Source organism: Pseudomonas sp. SP16.1 (assembly GCF_052682975.1).
Genome location: NZ_JBQYFZ010000001.1, coordinates 2,395,975 through 2,412,877, shown reverse-complemented (window position 1 = coordinate 2,412,877; position 16,903 = coordinate 2,395,975). Strand labels below are relative to the sequence as shown.

Below are 16,903 nucleotides of genomic sequence, written 5' to 3'. Positions count from 1 at the left end.
GTATCCGCCCTCAGCCGACAGGCTCCAGTGTGCCTTGCAGCAGCTTCAGGCTGGCGTCCAGCACCTGCTGGCGGGCTTCGCCACCGGCCAGCATGCGCGCCAGCAGCACGGCGCCGAGGCATTGGGCGAGGATGGCCCAGGCCAGTTGCGGGTCGCCCAAGATCTCGGCCCAGGCCTGCTGCAGCTGCACGACCGAGTCCTCGACGCGCTGGCGTACGGCCAGGTCGGCGCGGGCGATTTCCGCACCCAGCGCCGGTAGGGCGCAGCCCTGTTGCGGCTGTTCGACGTGGGCCAGGCTGAGGTAGGCGGCCAGGCAGCGCTTGAGCTTGTCGCGCCCGCCATCGCCGGCGCCGGCGCCGAGGCGGGTCAGGCTGTTGCTCAGCTCGCGTTCGAGCAGCGCGGCGAACAGTGCGTCCTTGGAGTCGAAATGGCTGTAGAAGGCCGCGCCGCTGAGGCCGATGGCCTTCATCAGGGCGTCCACGCCGGTGGTGGCGAAGCCGCCCTGCTTGGCGATGGCGCCGCTGCTGGCGAGCAGTTTCTCGCGGGTTTCGGCCTTGTGTTCGGCGGAGTAGCGCATGGTTCTCTCCGGAGGAATGTCGCTTGACCTGGCGCGAAGCCTAGCATAACGTCCGTTCACCTAACGATCGTTTTGTTAGCGAGGTAAGCCATGAGTGACGCAAACAACAAGAAAGTCGCACTGGTCATCGGCGCCGGCGATGCTACCGGCGGCGCCATCGCCCGGCGTTTCGCCCGCGAAGGCTATGTCGCCTGCGTCACCCGGCGCAGCCTGGACAAGCTGCAGCCGCTGCTGGACGAAATCCATGCCGAGGGCGGCGAGGCCCATGGCTTTGCCTCCGATGCGCGCCAGGAAGAGCAGGTGGCCGAACTGGTCGAGCAGATCGAGCGTGACATCGGCCCCATCGAGGCGATGGTCTTCAACATCGGCGCCAACGTGCCCTGCAGCATCCTCGAGGAGACCGCGCGCAAGTACTTCAAGATCTGGGAAATGGCCTGCTTCGCCGGTTTCCTCACCAGCCAGGCGGTGGCCAAGCGCATGGTCACCCGCGGTCGCGGCACCATCCTGTTCACCGGCGCCACCGCCGGCCTGCGCGGCGCCGCCGGGTTCGCCGCCTTCGCCGGCGCCAAGCACGGCATCCGCGCCCTGGCGCAGAGCATGGCGCGCGAGCTGGGGCCGCTGAACGTGCATGTCGCCCATGTGGTGGTGGACGGCGCGATCGACACCGCCTTTATCCGCGACAGCTTCCCCGAGCTGTATGCCAAGAAGGACCAGGACGGCATCCTCGATCCCGAGCATATCGCCGACAGCTACTGGTACCTGCACAGCCAGCCGCGTGACGCCTGGACCTTCGAGCTGGACCTGCGGCCCTGGATCGAGCGCTGGTAATTGCCCCATAACCACAAGCGAGTGACCGCCATGAGCAAGAGCGTGGAATTCTTCTTCGACCTGGGTAGCCCGGCCTCCTACCTGGCCCATACCCAACTGCCCGCCATCTGCCACGACAGCGGCGCTGCGCTGATCTACCGGCCGATGCTGCTGGGCGGCGTGTTCCAGGCCACCGGCAACGCCTCGCCGGCGCTGATCCCGGCCAAGGGCCGCTACATGCTGCGCGACCTGGCGCGCTTCGCCGAGCGCTATGGCGTGGCGATGCGTTTCAACCCGCATTTCCCGCTCAATACGCTGAGCCTGATGCGCCTGTTGGTGGCGGTGCAAATGCACCAGCCCGAGCGCTTCAACGCTGCCTTACAGGCACTGTTCCAGGCCATCTGGGTGGATGGCCTGAATCTCGGCAACCCGGCGCTGGTGGTCGAGGTGCTGACGGCGGCCGGCTTCGACGCCGAGGCGCTGCAGGCGCAGATCGCCGAACAAGAGGTGAAGGACGCGCTCAAGGCGACCACCGAGGAGGCGGTCAAGCGCGGCGTGTTCGGCGCGCCGACCTGCTTCGTCGGCGGCGAGATGTTCTTCGGCCAGGATCGCCTGGACTTCGTGCGCGAGGCGCTCGCGCGCTGAGGCTCTGGCACAATGGCCGGCGCTACCGCCGATCATTGTGCGAGACCCCGATGAACCCCGAAGTGCTGAAACTCCTGGTGACCCGCCGCATGCCCTACGGCAAGTACAAGGACCGGCTGATCGCCGATCTGCCCGGCCACTACCTCAACTGGTTCGCCCGTGCCGGCTTTCCCAAGGGCGAACTGGGCCAGCTGCTGGCACTGATGCAGGAGATCGACCATAACGGCCTCAAGCCGCTGCTCGATCCGCTGCGGCGGGATGCATAGCCCGGATGCCACCGGGGAAAGCCTTGCGGTCTCCCGCGGATTTCATCCGGGCCACGGGCTGCGGTGCACCCAGGGTCAATGCCAGCTGCGGCCGTGGTCCAGCTTCTGGTCCACCAGCCATTTGCCGTGGGCGATGGAGGCGCGCTGCGCCTTATTCAGGTCGTCCATGAAGGCATAGTCCACCGGCAGGGTCTGGCGCTTGCTGGTGTGGCCGTCGGGGTCGGTGATCTGGCAGCCGCCGGCCCAGGGCGTGGGCAGGCCTGGGTGTTCCATCACCGTGGCGCGAATGATGTGGTCGCGGTGGGTGCAGGTCATGGTGCTCATGGGCTTATCCTCATGGCGAGGCGCCGCCTCGGGCATCGACGCCTGCCCAAGGGTCCCGGCGGGGAGCCGGAATCGACGCCGCGTGGACGAGTGTTGCGTCGGTTTTCCCACCATAGCCCAGATGGCGCAGAGCCGGGCGTTACCCGACAAAACGCACGGGGCCGGCATGGGCCGGCCCCGCGGTGGCGCTTTTTACTCGGTCGCCTCGCGCACCTTGGCTGCCCCCTTGGGCTTGGGGGCGAAGCGCGCGGCCAGGCGCATCGAGACGGTCACCAGGCGCTGGTACAGCGCCGGCATGCTGCGCTGCATCCAGTCCAGCGCATGGGCGTCGGCGCCGATCAGGATGCGTCGCTTGTTGGCCAGCACGCCACCCACTATGACCTTGGCCGCCTGCTCCGGCGTGGTGCGCAGCAACTGGTCGTTGAACTGCTGGCGCGCCTGCTCGGCGGCTTGCCCCGTGACCTTGGCCAGGCTGTCGTTCATCCGCGCGGTCTTGGCGATGTTGGTCTTGATCCCGCCCGGATGTACGCAGCTGGCGGAAACCCCGCAGCGGGCCATGTCCAGCTCCTGGCGCAGCGACTCGGTGAAGCCGCGTACGGCGAACTTGCTGGCGTTGTAGGCGCTCATGCCCGGCTGGGCGAACAGGCCGAACACGCTGGAAACGTTGACCACATGGCCCTGTCCGGCGGCCTTGAGGTATGGCAGGAAGGCCTTGGTGCCGTTGACCACGCCCCAGAAGTTGATGTTCATGATCCACTCGTAGTCGGCGTGCTCGTTGCCTTCCACCGTGCCGCCCTGGGCCACGCCGGCGTTGTTGAAGATGGCGTTGACCCGGCCGAACTCGGCTACCACCTGCTCGGCCCAGGCCTGCATGGCGGCGCGGTCGGTGACGTCGACACATTGCCCGCTGACGGTGACGCCGAGCCGGCGCGCCTGTTCGACGGTTTCCTTCAGCCCCTCGGCATTCACGTCCGATAGCGCCAGGTGACAGCCCTGGCGAGCCAGATGATAGGCCAGGGCGCGGCCGATGCCGGAGCCGGCGCCGGTGATGGCGGCAACCTTGTTTTCGAAGGATTTCATGCGCTGGCCTCCTGCATGGCGGCAGTCGAGGCGTTGCTCTGCGCCGGGTGTACGGCGTCCCTTCGGCTGAAGTGGTAGGCAGGCGGGTCGAAATGGCGGGTCAGCATGCGAAAGCGCCAGGTGAAACCGGGCCACACCGTGCAGTTGCGCCCGCTGACCGGGTGCAGGTACCAGCTCATGCAGCCGCCGGCATTCCATACCGTTTTGCCGAGAGTGCCCTGGATCTTCCGGTTGAAGGCGTCCTGCGCCTCGCGCTTGGGTTCCAGGCTCTGCAGGCGGCCTTCCTCGAGCTGCCTGAGAGCGCCGAGCACGTAGGTGATCTGCGATTCGATCATGTAGACCATGGAGTTGTGGCCCAGCCCGGTGTTCGGCCCCATGAGGAAGAACAGGTTGGGGAAGCCGGCGGTCATGGTGCCCTTGTAGGCTTCCGGGCCTTCGGGCCAGGTGTCGAGCAGGTCGACGCCGGCGCGGCCGAACACCGTGCCGCGCGGCAGCGGGTCGCTGGGGGTGAAGCCGGTGCCGAAGATGATGGCGTCGACCTCGCGCTCCTGGCCATCGGTGGTGCGCACGCCGTGCGGCAGGATCTCGGCGATGCCGTCGGTGATCACCTCGACGTTGGCCTGGGTCAGTGCCGGGTAGTAATCGTTGGAGATCAGCACGCGCTTGCAGCCCATGGTGTAGTCCGGGGTGACCTTGGCGCGCAGCAGCGGGTCCTTGATCTGCCTGTTGATGTACAGCTTGGCGATGCCCTGGGCCAGGCGCAGCAGGCGCGGGGCGAAGGCGAAGGCGATCACCCGGCTTTCCAGGATGCCGTAGAGCGCGCCGCGCCAGAGCTTCTGCGCCAGCGGGAAACGCTTGAAACGGGCGCGCTCGCCGTCACCGATGGCGCGATCCGGCTTGGGCATGATCCACGGCGCGGTGCGCTGGTAGAGATCGAGCCTGGCCACCTGCTTCTGGATCTGCGGGACGAACTGGATCGCCGAGGCGCCGGTGCCGACCACCGCCACGCGCTTGCCGCTCAGATCGAAGTCGTGGTTCCACTGCTGCGAGTGGAACACCTCGCCGGTGAAGCGCTCCAGGCCCTTGAGCCTGGGAATCGACGGCGTCGACAGCGCGCCCATGCCCGATACCACGAACTGCGCGCTGTAGCGGTTGCCGGCACGGTCCTGCAGGTGCCACAACTCCGCCTGCTCGTCCCAGCGAATCTGCACCACCTCGGTACCCAGCAGGGTCTGCTCCTGCAGGCGGTACTTCTGCCAGCAGTTCTCCAGATAGGCCTTGATTTCCGGTTGCCTGGCGAACATCCGCGTCCAGTTCGGGTTGGGCTCGAAGGAGAAGGAGTACAGGTGCGATTGCACGTCGCAGCCGCAGCCCGGGTAGTTGTTGACCCGCCAGGTGCCGCCGACACCGGCCTCCTTCTCGAACAGGAGGAAATCCTGCTCGCCCTGCTGCTTGAGGCGTATCGCCATGCCGAGGCCGGAGAAGCCGCTGCCGAGGATGGCGATCTTGCAATGGCGGGCAGCGGTAGGGGGTGACACGGACGCATTCATGGCCGAACTCCTGCTTGTCGTTCTTGTTGGTGTCTACAGCTGTATACGAAGGTAGACAGATGTATACTTCGCGGCAAGCCATCGAACCAACAAGCCAACTTTAGGTAGGGTGAGGATGCACAGCGAAGAAACGCAGCGACGCGACAAGGCCGGCGAGGCGCCCGGCAAGCGCCTGCTGATGGAGGCGGCGTTACGTCTCACCTCGACCAGCCGCAGCCTCGGCAGCCTGGGACTGCGCGAGCTGGCGCGCGAGGCGGGGCTCAACCCCAATACCTTCTACCGGCATTTTCGCGACGTCGACGATCTCGGCCTGAGCCTGATCGGCGAGGTCGCCACGCTGCTGCGCCAGCCGCTGCGCGACCTGCGCCGCGAGGCCGCGCAGCGCGCAGTCAAGGATGAGGGATCGATGCTGCCCAAGCTGCTGGGCATCGACCTGGACCGTGGTCGGCGCGTCTGCCACGAGACGGTGCAGCTGTTCTTCGACTTCGTCGTCGCGCATCCCGAGGCCTTCATCATCGGCGTGCGCGAGTTGCACGGCGCCTCGCCGGTGCTGCGCGAGGCGTTGCGGCGGGTGATGGACGATTTCGCCGACGACATGGCCGAGGACATCGTTGAGTTCAAGCTGCTGCCGGGCATCGTCGGTGCCGCGGCGGTGCGCCAAGTGTCCGGGTTGATCAGTCGCAGCCTGTTCGAACAGTCGCTGGACTATATCGGCCAGCCGCAGCGGCGCGCGGCGATCCGCGCGCTGGCCGAGGAGCAGATCGTCATGCTGTTCACCGGTGCCAGCGTGCTGCAGAGCCTGGGGCAGTTGCGCCTGGGGGAGTAGCTGCGGCGGCGCGCGCGGCGCCCCCAGCGGGATAGCTGGCAGGGCACGGCGCCGTGATCGCCCGGCGGATGCGCCTCGCCGAGCCGATCGCGCGCCCCCCGGCGTGCTGTCTATACTCAGCGACGTCGCCCGCCCGATCGAGAGGAGAGTCTGCTTGAAAGTACTGATCGTCGACGATTCCGCCATGTCCCGGAAGCTGGTGATGAAGGCGCTGCCGCCCGGGTTCGACGCGGAGATCAGCCAGGCCGCCAATGGCGCGGAGGCGCTGGCCGCCTACCATGCGGGCAACGCCGAGGTGATCTTCCTCGACCTGACCATGCCGGTGATGGATGGCTTTCGTACCCTGGAGCTGCTCAAGCGCGAGGACGCCAACGCGGTGGTCATAGTGATCAGCGCCGATATCCAGCCACAGGCGCAGCAGCGGGTGCGCGAGCTGGGTGCCGCGGCGTTCGTCAAGAAACCGATCAGCCCGGAGGCCATGCAGGCGGCCCTGTACGAAGTGGGACTGATCTGATGAACCGCCTGGCGAACCTCAGCGAGGACCGGCGCGACGCCCTGCAGGAGCTGATGAACGTGGCCATGGGGCAGGGCGCCGACCGTCTGGCGCGACTGACCGAAACCTTCGTCACCTTGTCCGTGCCGCGCATCCACCCGATGGAGGATGCCCACAACCTGCTCGATCACCTGGGCATCGCCGACCAGCCATCGATCGTCACGCGCCAGTCGTTCCTCGGTAGACTGCGCGGCGAGGTGGTGGTCTGCTTCGGCGAGAACGGCGCCGACCAGCTGGCCGGGCTGATGGGCTACGAGGGCGAGGCCAGCAGCCAGGACGAGCTGATGCTGGACGTCACCAACATCCTCACCGGCGCCTGCATCAACGGCCTGGCCCAGCAGATCGATCTCAAGGTGAGCTACGGGGCGCCGTCGATCCTGTCGCGCGGCCGTTCGCTGAAGGAGGTGCTGGACAGCCAGGTGCTGCAGGGCCACCAGGCACTGGTGCTGGAGATCCATTTCGAGGTGGCCACCCACAGCTTCATCTGCGACCTGCTGGTATGCATCGCCGAGGACACGGTGGCCACGGTGATCGAGGCGATCGACCAATTGCTGAACGACATCTGAGGCGGCCCATGGACCTTCCTGCACAGCAATCCCCGTTGCAGGCGGAGCTGGAGTCCGTCCTGCAGCAGATCAATCTCGGTGTGGTGCTGCTCGACCAGGACTGCCGGGTGGCGTACTGGAACGATTTCATGAGCATCAACAGCGGGCGCAGCGCGGCCGAGGCGGTCGGCCGTTCGCTGTTCGAGCTGTTTCCCGAGCTGCCGCGCCTGTGGGTGAAGAAGAAGATCGACAGCGTCTTCACCCTGCAGAACCTGGCATTCACCTCCTGGCAGCAGCGTCCGCATCTGTTCAACTTCTCCGACAGCCGGCCCATCACCGGGCAGGTGGCGGCGATGTACCAGAACTGCACCTTCTTCCCGGTGGTGGAAACCCCGGGAACCATCAGGTACGTCTGCCTGACCGTGGCCGACGCCACCGAAGCGGCTGCGCAGCACCTGGAGCTGGCGCGCTTGAACGAGTTGCTGCGGGCCGAGAAGGAAGAGCAGACCCGACTGATCCGCAAGCTGGAGGAAGCCCAGGCGCAACTGCTGCAGTCGGAGAAGATGGCGGCCATCGGCCAGCTCGCTGCCGGGGTGGCCCACGAGATCAACAACCCGGTCGGCTACGTGAATTCCAACTTCGCCAGCCTGGAGTCCTACGTCGGAGACCTGTTCAGCCTGATCGAGGCCTACAACCGTGACCTGCCGACGCTGCAGGACGCCGCCTTCCGCGCGCGGATCGAGCAGGCCAACCGTGAGCTGGACTACGAATTCCTGCGCGGCGATATGTTCGACCTGATCCGCGAATCCCGCGAGGGGCTGGAGCGCGTCAAGCGGATCGTCCAGGACCTGCGCGACTTTTCCCACGTGGATTCGGCCGACTGGCAGCTCGTCGACCTGCACAAGGGCCTGGACAGCACGCTGAACGTGGTGTGGAACGAGGTGAAGTTCAAGGCCGAGGTGGTCAGGCAGTACGGCGAGCTGCCGGACGTGGAGTGCATCGGCTCGCAGCTCAACCAGGTGTTCATGAACCTGATCGTCAATGCCGCGCATGCCATCGAGAACCGCGGCACCATCTGGCTGGAGACCGGTACGCGCGACGACTGGGTGTTCGTCCGGGTGCGCGACGACGGTTGCGGCATCGCCCCGGAGAACTTCAAGCGGTTGTTCGAGCCGTTCTTCACCACCAAGCCGGTAGGCTCGGGTACCGGCCTGGGCCTGTCGGTGTCCTACAGCATCGTCGGCAAGCACCACGGGCGCATCGAGGTGCAGAGCGAGCCGGGCAAGGGCACCGCCTTCACCGTCTGGCTGCCGATCCGCCAGCCGAACGAGGGGCAGCAGACGCGGTAGGCGACCCGCCCCCGCGCTGCCTTCGACGCCTTACCCGGAGTCGTTGTCGTCGCTCGTACTCGCGTCCTTGTGCTTGGCCTGGCTGTGCTGCTGGAAGGCCTGGCTGATGTTGTGGCGTAGCTGCTCGTCGTCCCAGGGCTTGGTGAGGAACTTGTAGATCGCGCCCTGGTTGATGGCATCGGTCACCGACTTCAGGTCGGTGTAGCCGGAGAGCACGATGCGGATGGTGTCCGGGTAGAGGTCCTTGACTCGGCTGAGGAACTCGGTGCCGTTCATCTCCGGCATGCGCTGGTCGGAGATGACCACCTGGACGTCGTGCTTGGCCAGCAGCTCGAAGGCATCCTGGGCCTGGTTGGCGGTGAAGATCCGGTAACCGTCGCGGCGCAGCACGCGGGTCAGCGCGCGCAGGATGTTCTCCTCGTCGTCGAGCAGCAGCAGGGTCTGTACGGCGTCGTCGGTCTTCGGCAGTGCCGGGGCCGGCGCCTCGCGTTCGCCGATGAAGCGCTGCAGCTGTTCGAACGGCATCGGCTTGGCGAAGAAGTAGCCCTGGAACTCGTCGCAGTGGCTCTTCTTCAGGAAGGCGTACTGCGGCTCGGTTTCCACCCCCTCGGCGGTGACCTTGAGGTCGAGGTGGTGGGCCATGGAAATGATGCCCTGGGTGATCGCCGCATCGTGGCGGTCGCTGATCACCTCCTGGACGAAGGAGCGGTCGATCTTCACCTTGTCGATGGGCAGGCGCTTGAGGTAGTTGAGGCTGGAGAAACCGGTACCGAAGTCGTCGATCGAAATCCGCACGCCCAGGCCTTTCAGGGCCTGGAGGGTGTGGATGGCGCGCTCGGCGTTGTCCAGCAGCACGGTTTCGGTGATCTCCAGCTCCAGCTGGGTGGCGGGCAACTGGCTCTCCTGCAGGGCGGCCCGCACGCTGTCGACGAAGTTGGTGCGCTGGAACTGCAACGGCGAGACGTTCACCGCGACCACCAGGTTGAGGCCCTGCTGGTTGAGCCGGTGGATCTGCCGGCAGGCGGTGGACAGCACCCACAGGCTCAGCGGGATGATTTGCCCGGTGTCTTCGGCCACCGGTACGAACTGGGCCGGCGGGATCAGCCCTTGCTCGGCGTGATGCCAGCGCAGCAGCGCCTCGACGCCGATGATGCGGCCGCTGCGGCCGTCGATCTGCGGCTGGTAGTGCAGTTCGAAATCTTCGCCCTCGATGGCCTTCTGCAGTTCGTTGCGCAGGGCGACACGCTCGCTGACCTTCTGGTTGAGATCGGTGGTGTACCACTGGTAGTTGTTGCGCCCGTGCTGCTTGGCCTTGTACATGGCCAGGTCGGCCTGCTGGATCAGCTGCATCGGCTGTTCGATCTTGCCGTCGCTGAGGGTGATGCCGATGCTGGCGGTGATGTGCAGGTCGATGCCCTGGGCCTGGTACGGTCGGGCCAGGCTGTCGATCAGTCGCTCGGCCACCAGCAGCACGTCTTCCTCGCGGGCCAGGTCGGGCAGCAGCACGATGAACTCGTCGCCGCTCAGGCGCGCCACGGTGTCGCCCGGGCGGACCTGCTGGCTCATGCGCCGCGCCACCTCGATGAGAATCTGGTCGCCGGCGCTGTGGCCCATGGTGTCGTTGATCGGCTTGAAGCCGTCCAGGTCGATGAACATCACCGCCAGGCTGCGGTTGTAGCGCTGGGAAATCTGGCAGCCCTGGGTCAGGCGGTCCTCCAGCAACGCGCGGTTCGGCAGGCCGGTGAGCACGTCGTGGCTGGCGTTGAAGCTGAGCTCGTCCTGGTAGCGCATTTCCTCGCTGATGTCGTTCTGTACGCCGACGAAGTGGGTCAGCGTGCCGCGTTCGTCGAGTACCGGCGAGATGTACAGGTCGTTCCAGAACGGTGTGCCGTCCTTGCGGTAGTTGCGCAGCACCACATGGGCTTCGCTCGATTGCATCAGGCTGTGGCGGATGACGTCCAGTGCGCCCTGGTCGCGCTCGCCGCCCTGCAGTATGCGGCAGTTGTGGCCGACGACCTCCTGGGCGGCGTAGCCGGTGATGCGTTCGAAGGCCGGGTTGACGTAGATGATCGGGTAGTCGAACTCCTGCGCGTCGACAATCACCACGCCGTTGTAACTGGCCTCCAGGCTGCGCTTGAGCAGGCGCAGCTGCCGCTCCGATTCCTTGCGCTCGCCGACGTCGCGCAGCGACAGCAGGCGGACCTGCTGGCCTTCCCAGTCGGTCTCGGAGAGCTGGATTTCCACCTCCAGCTCGTCGCCGGACGGCGTCTGCAGGGTCCACTCGAAGAGGTCTTCGCTGATATGCGGCAGGTCGAAACGCAGCTGCAGCAGTTGCCTCTGGCTGGCCGCGAACAGCCGCTCGGCGGCCGGGTTGGCGTAGCGCAGGGCGCCCTCGCCATCGATCACCAACAGGGCGTCGCGGTTGTCGGTGAGCAGCTGGCGGAAGGCCTTCTCCTTGCGCTTGATCTCCGCATCGATCTCGAGCTTCTCGGTGACGTCGATGGCCAGGCTCAGGCGCGCCGGCTGGCCGTTGAAGTCGATATCGTGGGCCATGACCTCCACCTGGATTTCCCGGCCGTGCCGGTCCAGGTGGGTCCAGAGACCGGCGTTGGGGTATTGCACCTCGTCGCGGTGGCGCTCGTGGTAGGCGAGGAAGCGCTCCTGCTCCTCGATCGAGCGGATGTCGAGTATGCGCATGCCGAGGAACTCGTCGCGGCTGTAACCATAGAGGTCGAGCGCGGCCTGGTTGACCGCGAGAAAGCCCAGGGTCTCGCGGTGGAACACGTACATCGGCTCCGGGGTGGCCTCGAACAACTGGCGATAGCGCGCCTCGCTGTCCGCCAGTTCGGCGGTGATCCGCCCGCGGCCGACCGCGTAGCGGATGCTGCGGGCGAGGGTGCGGCTGTCGATCTGGCCCTTGATCAGGTAGTCGGCGGCGCCCAGCTTCACCGCGTTGGCGTCCAGTTCCTCGTCGCCCTGGCCGGTGAGCAGGATGATCGGCGTGCGGATGCCGGCCTTCACGGCATGTTCGATCAGGGCCAGGCCGGATTCGGCGCCCAGGTAGTAGTCGATCAGGATCAGGTCGTGTTCCTGGCGCAGGATACTGGCCAGCGCCTGGTCGTAGTTGTCCAGCCAGTCCAGCTCGCAGTGCAGCTGGCGGGCCTGGCGCAGCAGGTCGCGGGTGATCAGGTAGTCGTCCTCGTCGTCCTCGACCAGCAGCAGACGCAGGGGGGATTCGGGCTGGCTCATGGCTTCATGTGCTCTTCTGGCAGTTCGACTATCTGCAACCAGTAATGCCCGAGCGTCTGCACGATCTCGAGCAGGCCGCGAAAGCTCACCGGTTTGGTGATGAAGGAGTTCACCCCGCCGTCGTAGCTGCGGATGATGTCCTCCTCGGCGGAGGAGGTGGTCAGGACCACCACCGGGATGCTGCGCAGGCTTGCGTCCGCCTTGATCTCGGCCAGCGCTTCGCGGCCGTCCTTGAGCGGCATGTTCAGGTCCAGCAGGATCAGGCCCGGCCGGGGGTGGCGCTGGCGGTCCTGGTAGGGCGGGCGATGGCGCAGGTAGTCCATCAGTTCCTCGCCGTTGTGCACGAAGTGAACCTCGTTGGCTATGCGGCTCTCTCGGAAGGCTTCGCGGGTCAGCAGGCAATCGTCGGGATCGTCGTCGGCAACGAGGATATGGATCGAACTCTTGTCCATGGGACGGCTGTCTCTTAGGTTCTGAAGCTGATTCTGAAGGTGGTGCCCTGGCCGGGTCGGCTGCTGGCGCTGATGCTGGCGCCGTGGCGCTCGACGATCTTCTTGACGATGGCCAGGCCGATGCCGGTGCCGGGATAGGCCTGGCGGCCGTGCAGGCGCTGGAACGGGTTGAAGATGCGGTCCAGGTATTTCTCCTCGAAGCCGATGCCGTTGTCCTCGATGCAGAGTGTCCATTGCCCGGGCGCTTGTCTTTCAACATAGATACGCACGCGCGGTGCTTGGTTCTGCTGGTGGAACTTGACCGCATTGCTCAGTAGGTTCTGCAGCAGCTGGCGCAGCTGGGTCGGGTCGCCCTGCAACGCAGGCAGCGGCGAGCGCAGGATCTCGGCGCCGCTGCTTTCCAGGCTGGTCTCCATGTCCTGCAGCACGCCGTCGAGTATCTGCTCCAGTTCCACGGTAACGAACGGTTGGCCGCGGGTGGTGACCCGCGAGTAGGCCAGCAGGTCGCGGATCAGCGACTGCATGCGTTCGGCCGCCAGCCTCATGCGCTGCAGGTAGTCGCGGCCTTCCTCGCTGAGGGACTGCGCCTGGCTCTCCAGTCGCTCGGAAAAGGCCTGGATCTTGCGCAGCGGTTCCTGTAGGTCGTGGGAGGCGACGAAGGCGAACTCTTGCAGCTCGCGGTTGCTGCGTTCCAGCTCGCGCAGGGTGTCCTGCAGGGCCTGTTCGTCCGCCTTGCGCTGGGTGACGTCGTGGGCCGCACAGTAGATCACCTGGTCCTCGCCCAGTGCCGCACTGAGCTGCAGCCAGCGCAGCCGGCCCTGGCTGTCGCTGACGCGGGCCTCCAGATCCTGCACCAGCTGGCCTTCCTGCAGGCGGCGCACGGCGGCCTCGATCAGAGGCCGGTCTTCGCCGTGGATCAGCTCGAGATAGGGCTGGTCGATCAGGCGCTCGGCCGGGTAGCCGAGCACCGTGACGAAGGCAGGATTGACCTGGATGAAATGGCCCTGGAGGCTGATCAGGCAGAACATGTCCAGCGACAGGGTGAAGAACTGGTCGCGCTCGCGCATGGCCTGGCTGGCGCGGCGCTGGGCGCTGACGTCGCGAAACGCTACCACCCAGCCGTTCGGTCCGCGGCTGCCCTGCAGCGGCGCGCTGTCGTAGGCCAGGTACAGTTCCTCGCCCAGCTCGTTACGCAGGCGGAATTCACCGTGCAGCTCGTGTTCGCCACACCGGCTCCACTCGGCGACGGGCAGCGGCAGCTGGCGGTCCAGCGGTTCGCCCGGCAGCGCCTCGACGGGCCGGCCGATCAGCCTGGCCGCCGCCGGGTTGACGAAGGTCAGCAGGCCCTGGGCATCGGTGGCGATCAAGCCCTCGACGATGCTGTCGGTGATCGCCGAGGTGAATTCCAGTTGGGTCTGCAGGCGCTGCTCGCCGGCCAGCACCTCGCGCATCAGGCGATTGTTCTCCAGCATGGTCATGGTCATCTGGGCGAATTGCTGGGCGATCGCCAGGTCGTCCTGATCGAACTCGCCGGCGTACTTGTCCGACAGCAGCAGCCACCCCAGTTTCTTCCCCGCGGGATTTTTCAGCGGCACGCTCAGGTTGCCGCGTAGCGGCAGGAATTTTTCCTCGTCGCCGTCGTACCACTGCTGGTAAGCGTCGACTTCCGTCTGGGTCATGATCTGCGGCTGCTGGCTTTCGCCGATCAGGGCGTACAGGCCGCCGACTTCGAAGCGTGGCCGGCTGCCCGTCCATTCGGCGTACTTGTCGGACAGCGAGATGGCGCTGGTCTGCTGGGTGCGCATGCCGCTATCCGCTTCCAGGTGGATGATCGACAGGTGGGCGGCGATCAGCAGGCGCATCTGCTCGGCCAGGTAATCGAGCAGGGCCTGGGTGTCGAGGATGCCGCTCATGTTCACCGCGGTCTGGCTCAGGCAGCGCAGCAGTTCGGCCTGGCGTTCGGAGTGCATCAGCGCCTTGTGCAGGGCGCGGTTCATCCGGTTGCGCTCGCCGATATTCTTGGCGACGCCATGCACGCCGACGATGCGCTCCTTGACCACCATCGGCAGATTGGTGACGTAGAGTTCCAGCAACTCGCCGCTTGCGGTACGGCATTTCACCTCGTAGCGCTGCGCTTCGCCTTTGCGCGCGCAATGGAAGTAGTTGTGCACCCGGGGCATTTCCTCGGCCATGGCCAGCAGCGAGAAGTCCTGGCCGATGAGGTCTTCCTCGCGGTAGCCGGTGAGCTGGCAGCCGGCCTCGTTCATGCTCTGGAAGTTGCCGTCGAGGTCGAAGGAGAACACCGGGTCCGGGTTGAAGGTGAACAGCGAGCGGTAGCGCTCCTCGCTCTCCTGCAGGCGTTGCTGGTCATGTTCGCGCTCGATGGCGATGGCGGCGAGTTGCGCCGCGGTGGCCATCAGCTGCAGTTGATCCGAGTCGGGCCCGCAGGGGGCTCGGTGATGGATGGAAAAGGTACCGAGCACCTCGCCGTGGTGGGACAGCAGCGGCATCACCCAGCAGGCGCGCAGGCCGTGCTGCCGGAGCCGGTTGTGCTGCTCCGGCCAGCGCGGCTCGTGGGCGAAGTCCTCGATCAGGATCAGCTGGCGACTGGCCGCGGCGCTGGCGTAGGGGTTGTCGACGGCGGCGCTGGGCAGGCTCTCGTGGCTTCGCCGATAGGCCTCGGGCAGGCTGGGCGCGGCGCCCAGCAACAGGGTGCGCCGTTCCCGGTCCATCAGCTGCAGCGCGCAGAGCGCGCCGGAGTCCTGGGCCTCGGCCATCTGGCAGATGGCCTGGAGAATGTTCGCCAGGCCCTGGTTGGTGGAGATCATGCCGAGGATGTCGCGCTGGTCCTCGGCGTAGGCTTCGTTGTGCACCAGGCGGGTGATGTCGTGGGCGACGGCGAACAGGGTGCGGTCGTTCGCCGACCAGTCGGCCGACCAGAGCAGGTGGACGATGCGACCGTCCTTGCGCAGCAGACGGTTGCGGATCGGCTGGTCGCTGCTGCCGTCGATGATGGCGCGGACCTCGGCCTGGGTCCGCTCGCGCTCCTCGGGCACGATGTAGTCCAGGTAGGCATGGCCGATCAGTTCCTGCGGCGAATAGCCGAATACCGTCGTGCTGGAAGGACTGAGCTGGGTGAAGCGGCCCTGTTCGTCCAGCGAGCAGAGCACGTCCATGGAGAAGGTCATGATGCGCTGGTTCAGCGCCTGCAGGCTGGCCTGGCGCTGCAGGCTTTGCTCCAGTTCCTGGTTGCTATGGCGCAGGCGCTCGTTGCGCTCGGTGGTCAGGCGCACCAGGCCTTGACTGACCATCAGGAAGAAGGTGAAACCGAGGCCGAAAAGCATCACCAGGGTGGGCAGGAACACCATGGACGCCTGTTGCTGCGAATCGCCAAGGTAGCTGACCAGGCGCCAGGTCATGCCGTGCTCGAGCCGGGCATCCAGCTCGCCCACTTCGGTGGCGAAGCGCTGCGGGCGCCCGCGGTGCGAGTCGAGCACCAGCTGGTCCGCCTCGTAGACGCGGATGATGAAGCCGCTCTGGTCGCCGCCGAGGATGTTGGCCAGCAGGTCGCGGAGGTCCAGCCCGGCGATCAGCACGCCGCCGTCGTCGGGCAGGTGCAGGGGCATGATGACCACCGTCGAAGGCGAGCCGTCGAAGCGCTCGACATGGCTCATGTCCGGCGTCGAGCCGCGCTGGGCGTTGGTCAGCCAGTCGCGATGCGCCTGATCTTCGAGGAAATGCTCGAGCCAGTGCCGTGCCGAGGCATCGCGCATGCGTATGAGGCGGGGTTCGAGCCGGCTGTCGAGCACGCTGATCAGGCGGATGCTGGAGAAGTCGCGCAGATAGCTGTCGGCCTCCTGTTCCCAGAGGCGATCGGCGGGCAGGGTGCCGATCACCTGGCGCCGCTCCACCAGCCGCTGGATCAGCGCTACATGGTCTCCCAGGCTGCGCTCGATCCCCAGGCGTGCCTTCGACAGCAGCAGGTCGCTCTGGCGGGTCAGCGATTCGATGCTCTGCAGGCTCAGCAGGTACCAGCTCAGGCACGTCAGCAGGGCGCCGATCACGCCGGCCGCCAGGCTCGGCCGGTCCAGCAGGCGCTCGCGCCGGGCGGGCAGGTCGGGTAGCAGCAGTGCGGCGATGCCGAGCAGGATCGAGAACAGATTGGCGACGCTGGCGGTACCGGGCTTGAAGCCGAGGCGGGCCACGTCCAGCCCCGGCAGCCAGATCGCCAGCTGCGACAGCAGGCCGACGAGGATGATGACCAGCCCGATGCCGCGGCACAGTAGCCGGCCGGGCGTGCCGCCGGCGCTGCCCAGGAAGGCCAGGGTGATGCACAGCGCGATCAGCGCCAGTGAACTGCGCACGCGCAGGAAGCCGGTGACCAGCGAGGTGCCCAGGTCGGCGCCGCCGGCGAGGTGGTTGTGCGCCAGCGAGTAGAGCGCCAGCGCCAGCAGCGGCGCGGCCAGGATCAGGTTCAGCGGGCGCAGGGCGCGTGCGCTGGCGAGCAGGACCAGACCCAGCAGCAGCGACACCAGGGCGCTGTCCGGCAGCAGGACGGTGGCGTGGCGGGTCGGGTGCTCGATCTGCAGGTAGCCGACCAGGCTGATCACGCCCATGGCGATGAGAGCGAAGGCGAGACAGTGCAGGTAGGCCTGGACGATCAGGTGGCGTGCTTTCATC

14 protein-coding genes are annotated in these 16,903 nt (G+C 66.5%); 7 read left to right on the top strand and 7 right to left on the bottom strand.

Annotated elements, in window-relative coordinates; genetic code table 11:
* Positions 1 to 10 precede the first annotated feature (10 nt).
* Positions 11 to 577: a TetR/AcrR family transcriptional regulator gene (locus ACUTAF_RS11665; RefSeq protein WP_445580108.1), complete on the bottom strand. Its 567-nt coding sequence runs from the start codon at positions 575 to 577 to the stop codon at positions 11 to 13.
* 90 nt (positions 578 to 667) lie between these two features.
* Between ACUTAF_RS11665 and ACUTAF_RS11660 the strand changes: the two genes are divergently transcribed.
* Genes ACUTAF_RS11660 through ACUTAF_RS11650 form a run of 3 tightly spaced genes read left to right on the top strand, consistent with a single transcriptional unit; the run spans position 668 to position 2,295 of the window.
* A complete protein-coding gene (locus ACUTAF_RS11660; RefSeq protein WP_445580107.1) occupies positions 668 to 1,405 on the top strand; it encodes an SDR family oxidoreductase in 738 nt (245 codons plus the stop codon).
* A 30-nt stretch (positions 1,406 to 1,435) separates the two neighbouring features.
* Positions 1,436 to 2,029 carry a 2-hydroxychromene-2-carboxylate isomerase gene (locus ACUTAF_RS11655; RefSeq protein ID WP_445580106.1) on the top strand — a complete coding sequence of 198 codons (594 nt, stop codon included), beginning with the start codon at positions 1,436 to 1,438 and terminating at the stop codon, positions 2,027 to 2,029.
* A 50-nt stretch (positions 2,030 to 2,079) separates the two neighbouring features.
* Complete coding sequence (locus ACUTAF_RS11650; protein ID WP_445580105.1) at positions 2,080 to 2,295, top strand: DUF3820 family protein; 216 nt, start codon at positions 2,080 to 2,082, stop codon at positions 2,293 to 2,295.
* Positions 2,296 to 2,370: 75 nt separating this feature from the next.
* Here ACUTAF_RS11650 and ACUTAF_RS11645 read toward each other — a convergent pair whose 3' ends face one another.
* The 3 genes from ACUTAF_RS11645 to ACUTAF_RS11635 all read right to left on the bottom strand — a co-directional run bounded on the left by ACUTAF_RS11645 (position 2,371) and on the right by ACUTAF_RS11635 (position 5,249).
* Positions 2,371 to 2,619, bottom strand: coding sequence for a hypothetical protein (locus ACUTAF_RS11645; RefSeq protein WP_021442875.1), 249 nt, complete (start codon positions 2,617 to 2,619; stop codon positions 2,371 to 2,373).
* A 192-nt stretch (positions 2,620 to 2,811) separates the two neighbouring features.
* A complete protein-coding gene (locus ACUTAF_RS11640) occupies positions 2,812 to 3,699 on the bottom strand; it encodes an SDR family NAD(P)-dependent oxidoreductase (protein ID WP_445580104.1) in 888 nt (295 codons plus the stop codon).
* Positions 3,696 to 5,249: a flavin-containing monooxygenase gene (locus ACUTAF_RS11635; protein WP_445580103.1), complete on the bottom strand. Its 1,554-nt coding sequence runs from the start codon at positions 5,247 to 5,249 to the stop codon at positions 3,696 to 3,698. The genes ACUTAF_RS11640 and ACUTAF_RS11635 overlap by 4 nt, the downstream gene beginning before the upstream one ends.
* Before the next feature lie 115 nt (positions 5,250 to 5,364).
* On the opposite strand from ACUTAF_RS11635, the gene ACUTAF_RS11630 reads away from it, so the two are divergent.
* The 4 genes from ACUTAF_RS11630 to ACUTAF_RS11615 all read left to right on the top strand — a co-directional run bounded on the left by ACUTAF_RS11630 (position 5,365) and on the right by ACUTAF_RS11615 (position 8,522).
* Entirely contained in the window at positions 5,365 to 6,075 is a 711-nt protein-coding gene (locus ACUTAF_RS11630) for a TetR family transcriptional regulator (RefSeq protein WP_445580102.1), read from the top strand.
* Positions 6,076 to 6,229: 154 nt separating this feature from the next.
* Positions 6,230 to 6,589: a response regulator gene (locus ACUTAF_RS11625; RefSeq protein ID WP_445580101.1), complete on the top strand. Its 360-nt coding sequence runs from the start codon at positions 6,230 to 6,232 to the stop codon at positions 6,587 to 6,589.
* On the top strand, positions 6,589 to 7,194 hold the full coding sequence (locus ACUTAF_RS11620) for a hypothetical protein (protein WP_445580100.1): 606 nt from the start codon (positions 6,589 to 6,591) through the stop codon (positions 7,192 to 7,194). The genes ACUTAF_RS11625 and ACUTAF_RS11620 overlap by 1 nt, the downstream gene beginning before the upstream one ends.
* A gap of 8 nt (positions 7,195 to 7,202) precedes the next feature.
* On the top strand, positions 7,203 to 8,522 hold the full coding sequence (locus ACUTAF_RS11615; RefSeq protein WP_445580099.1) for an ATP-binding protein: 1,320 nt from the start codon (positions 7,203 to 7,205) through the stop codon (positions 8,520 to 8,522).
* Positions 8,523 to 8,552: 30 nt separating this feature from the next.
* Here the strand turns inward: ACUTAF_RS11615 and ACUTAF_RS11610 are convergent, their stop codons facing one another.
* The 3 genes from ACUTAF_RS11610 to ACUTAF_RS11600 are packed head-to-tail and all read right to left on the bottom strand — an operon-like array spanning position 8,553 to position 16,902.
* Positions 8,553 to 11,771, bottom strand: a complete 3,219-nt coding sequence (locus ACUTAF_RS11610; protein ID WP_445580098.1) for an EAL domain-containing protein — start codon at positions 11,769 to 11,771, stop codon at positions 8,553 to 8,555.
* Complete coding sequence (locus ACUTAF_RS11605) at positions 11,768 to 12,223, bottom strand: response regulator (protein WP_445580097.1); 456 nt, start codon at positions 12,221 to 12,223, stop codon at positions 11,768 to 11,770. Before ACUTAF_RS11605 ends, ACUTAF_RS11610 begins: the two co-directional genes overlap by 4 nt.
* A 14-nt stretch (positions 12,224 to 12,237) precedes the next feature.
* Complete coding sequence (locus tag ACUTAF_RS11600) at positions 12,238 to 16,902, bottom strand: PAS domain S-box protein (RefSeq protein WP_445580096.1); 4,665 nt, start codon at positions 16,900 to 16,902, stop codon at positions 12,238 to 12,240.
* Position 16,903: the final 1 nt, after the last annotated feature.

What these genes read in the sequence shown, in the direction of transcription:
- ACUTAF_RS11660 (WP_445580107.1), top strand. Translation starts at nt 668, where the DNA reads ATGAGTGACGCAAACAACAAGAAAGTCGCACTGGTCATCGGCGCCGGC.
- ACUTAF_RS11665 (WP_445580108.1), bottom strand. Translation starts at nt 577, where the DNA reads ATGCGCTACTCCGCCGAACACAAGGCCGAAACCCGCGAGAAACTGCTC.
- ACUTAF_RS11640 (WP_445580104.1), bottom strand. Translation starts at nt 3,699, where the DNA reads ATGAAATCCTTCGAAAACAAGGTTGCCGCCATCACCGGCGCCGGCTCC.
- ACUTAF_RS11615 (WP_445580099.1), top strand. Translation starts at nt 7,203, where the DNA reads ATGGACCTTCCTGCACAGCAATCCCCGTTGCAGGCGGAGCTGGAGTCC.
- ACUTAF_RS11620 (WP_445580100.1), top strand. Translation starts at nt 6,589, where the DNA reads ATGAACCGCCTGGCGAACCTCAGCGAGGACCGGCGCGACGCCCTGCAG.
- ACUTAF_RS11650 (WP_445580105.1), top strand. Translation starts at nt 2,080, where the DNA reads ATGAACCCCGAAGTGCTGAAACTCCTGGTGACCCGCCGCATGCCCTAC.
- ACUTAF_RS11655 (WP_445580106.1), top strand. Translation starts at nt 1,436, where the DNA reads ATGAGCAAGAGCGTGGAATTCTTCTTCGACCTGGGTAGCCCGGCCTCC.
- ACUTAF_RS11645 (WP_021442875.1), bottom strand. Translation starts at nt 2,619, where the DNA reads ATGAGCACCATGACCTGCACCCACCGCGACCACATCATTCGCGCCACG.
- ACUTAF_RS11630 (WP_445580102.1), top strand. Translation starts at nt 5,365, where the DNA reads ATGCACAGCGAAGAAACGCAGCGACGCGACAAGGCCGGCGAGGCGCCC.
- ACUTAF_RS11610 (WP_445580098.1), bottom strand. Translation starts at nt 11,771, where the DNA reads ATGAGCCAGCCCGAATCCCCCCTGCGTCTGCTGCTGGTCGAGGACGAC.
- ACUTAF_RS11605 (WP_445580097.1), bottom strand. Translation starts at nt 12,223, where the DNA reads ATGGACAAGAGTTCGATCCATATCCTCGTTGCCGACGACGATCCCGAC.
- ACUTAF_RS11635 (WP_445580103.1), bottom strand. Translation starts at nt 5,249, where the DNA reads ATGAATGCGTCCGTGTCACCCCCTACCGCTGCCCGCCATTGCAAGATC.
- ACUTAF_RS11600 (WP_445580096.1), bottom strand. Translation starts at nt 16,902, where the DNA reads ATGAAAGCACGCCACCTGATCGTCCAGGCCTACCTGCACTGTCTCGCC.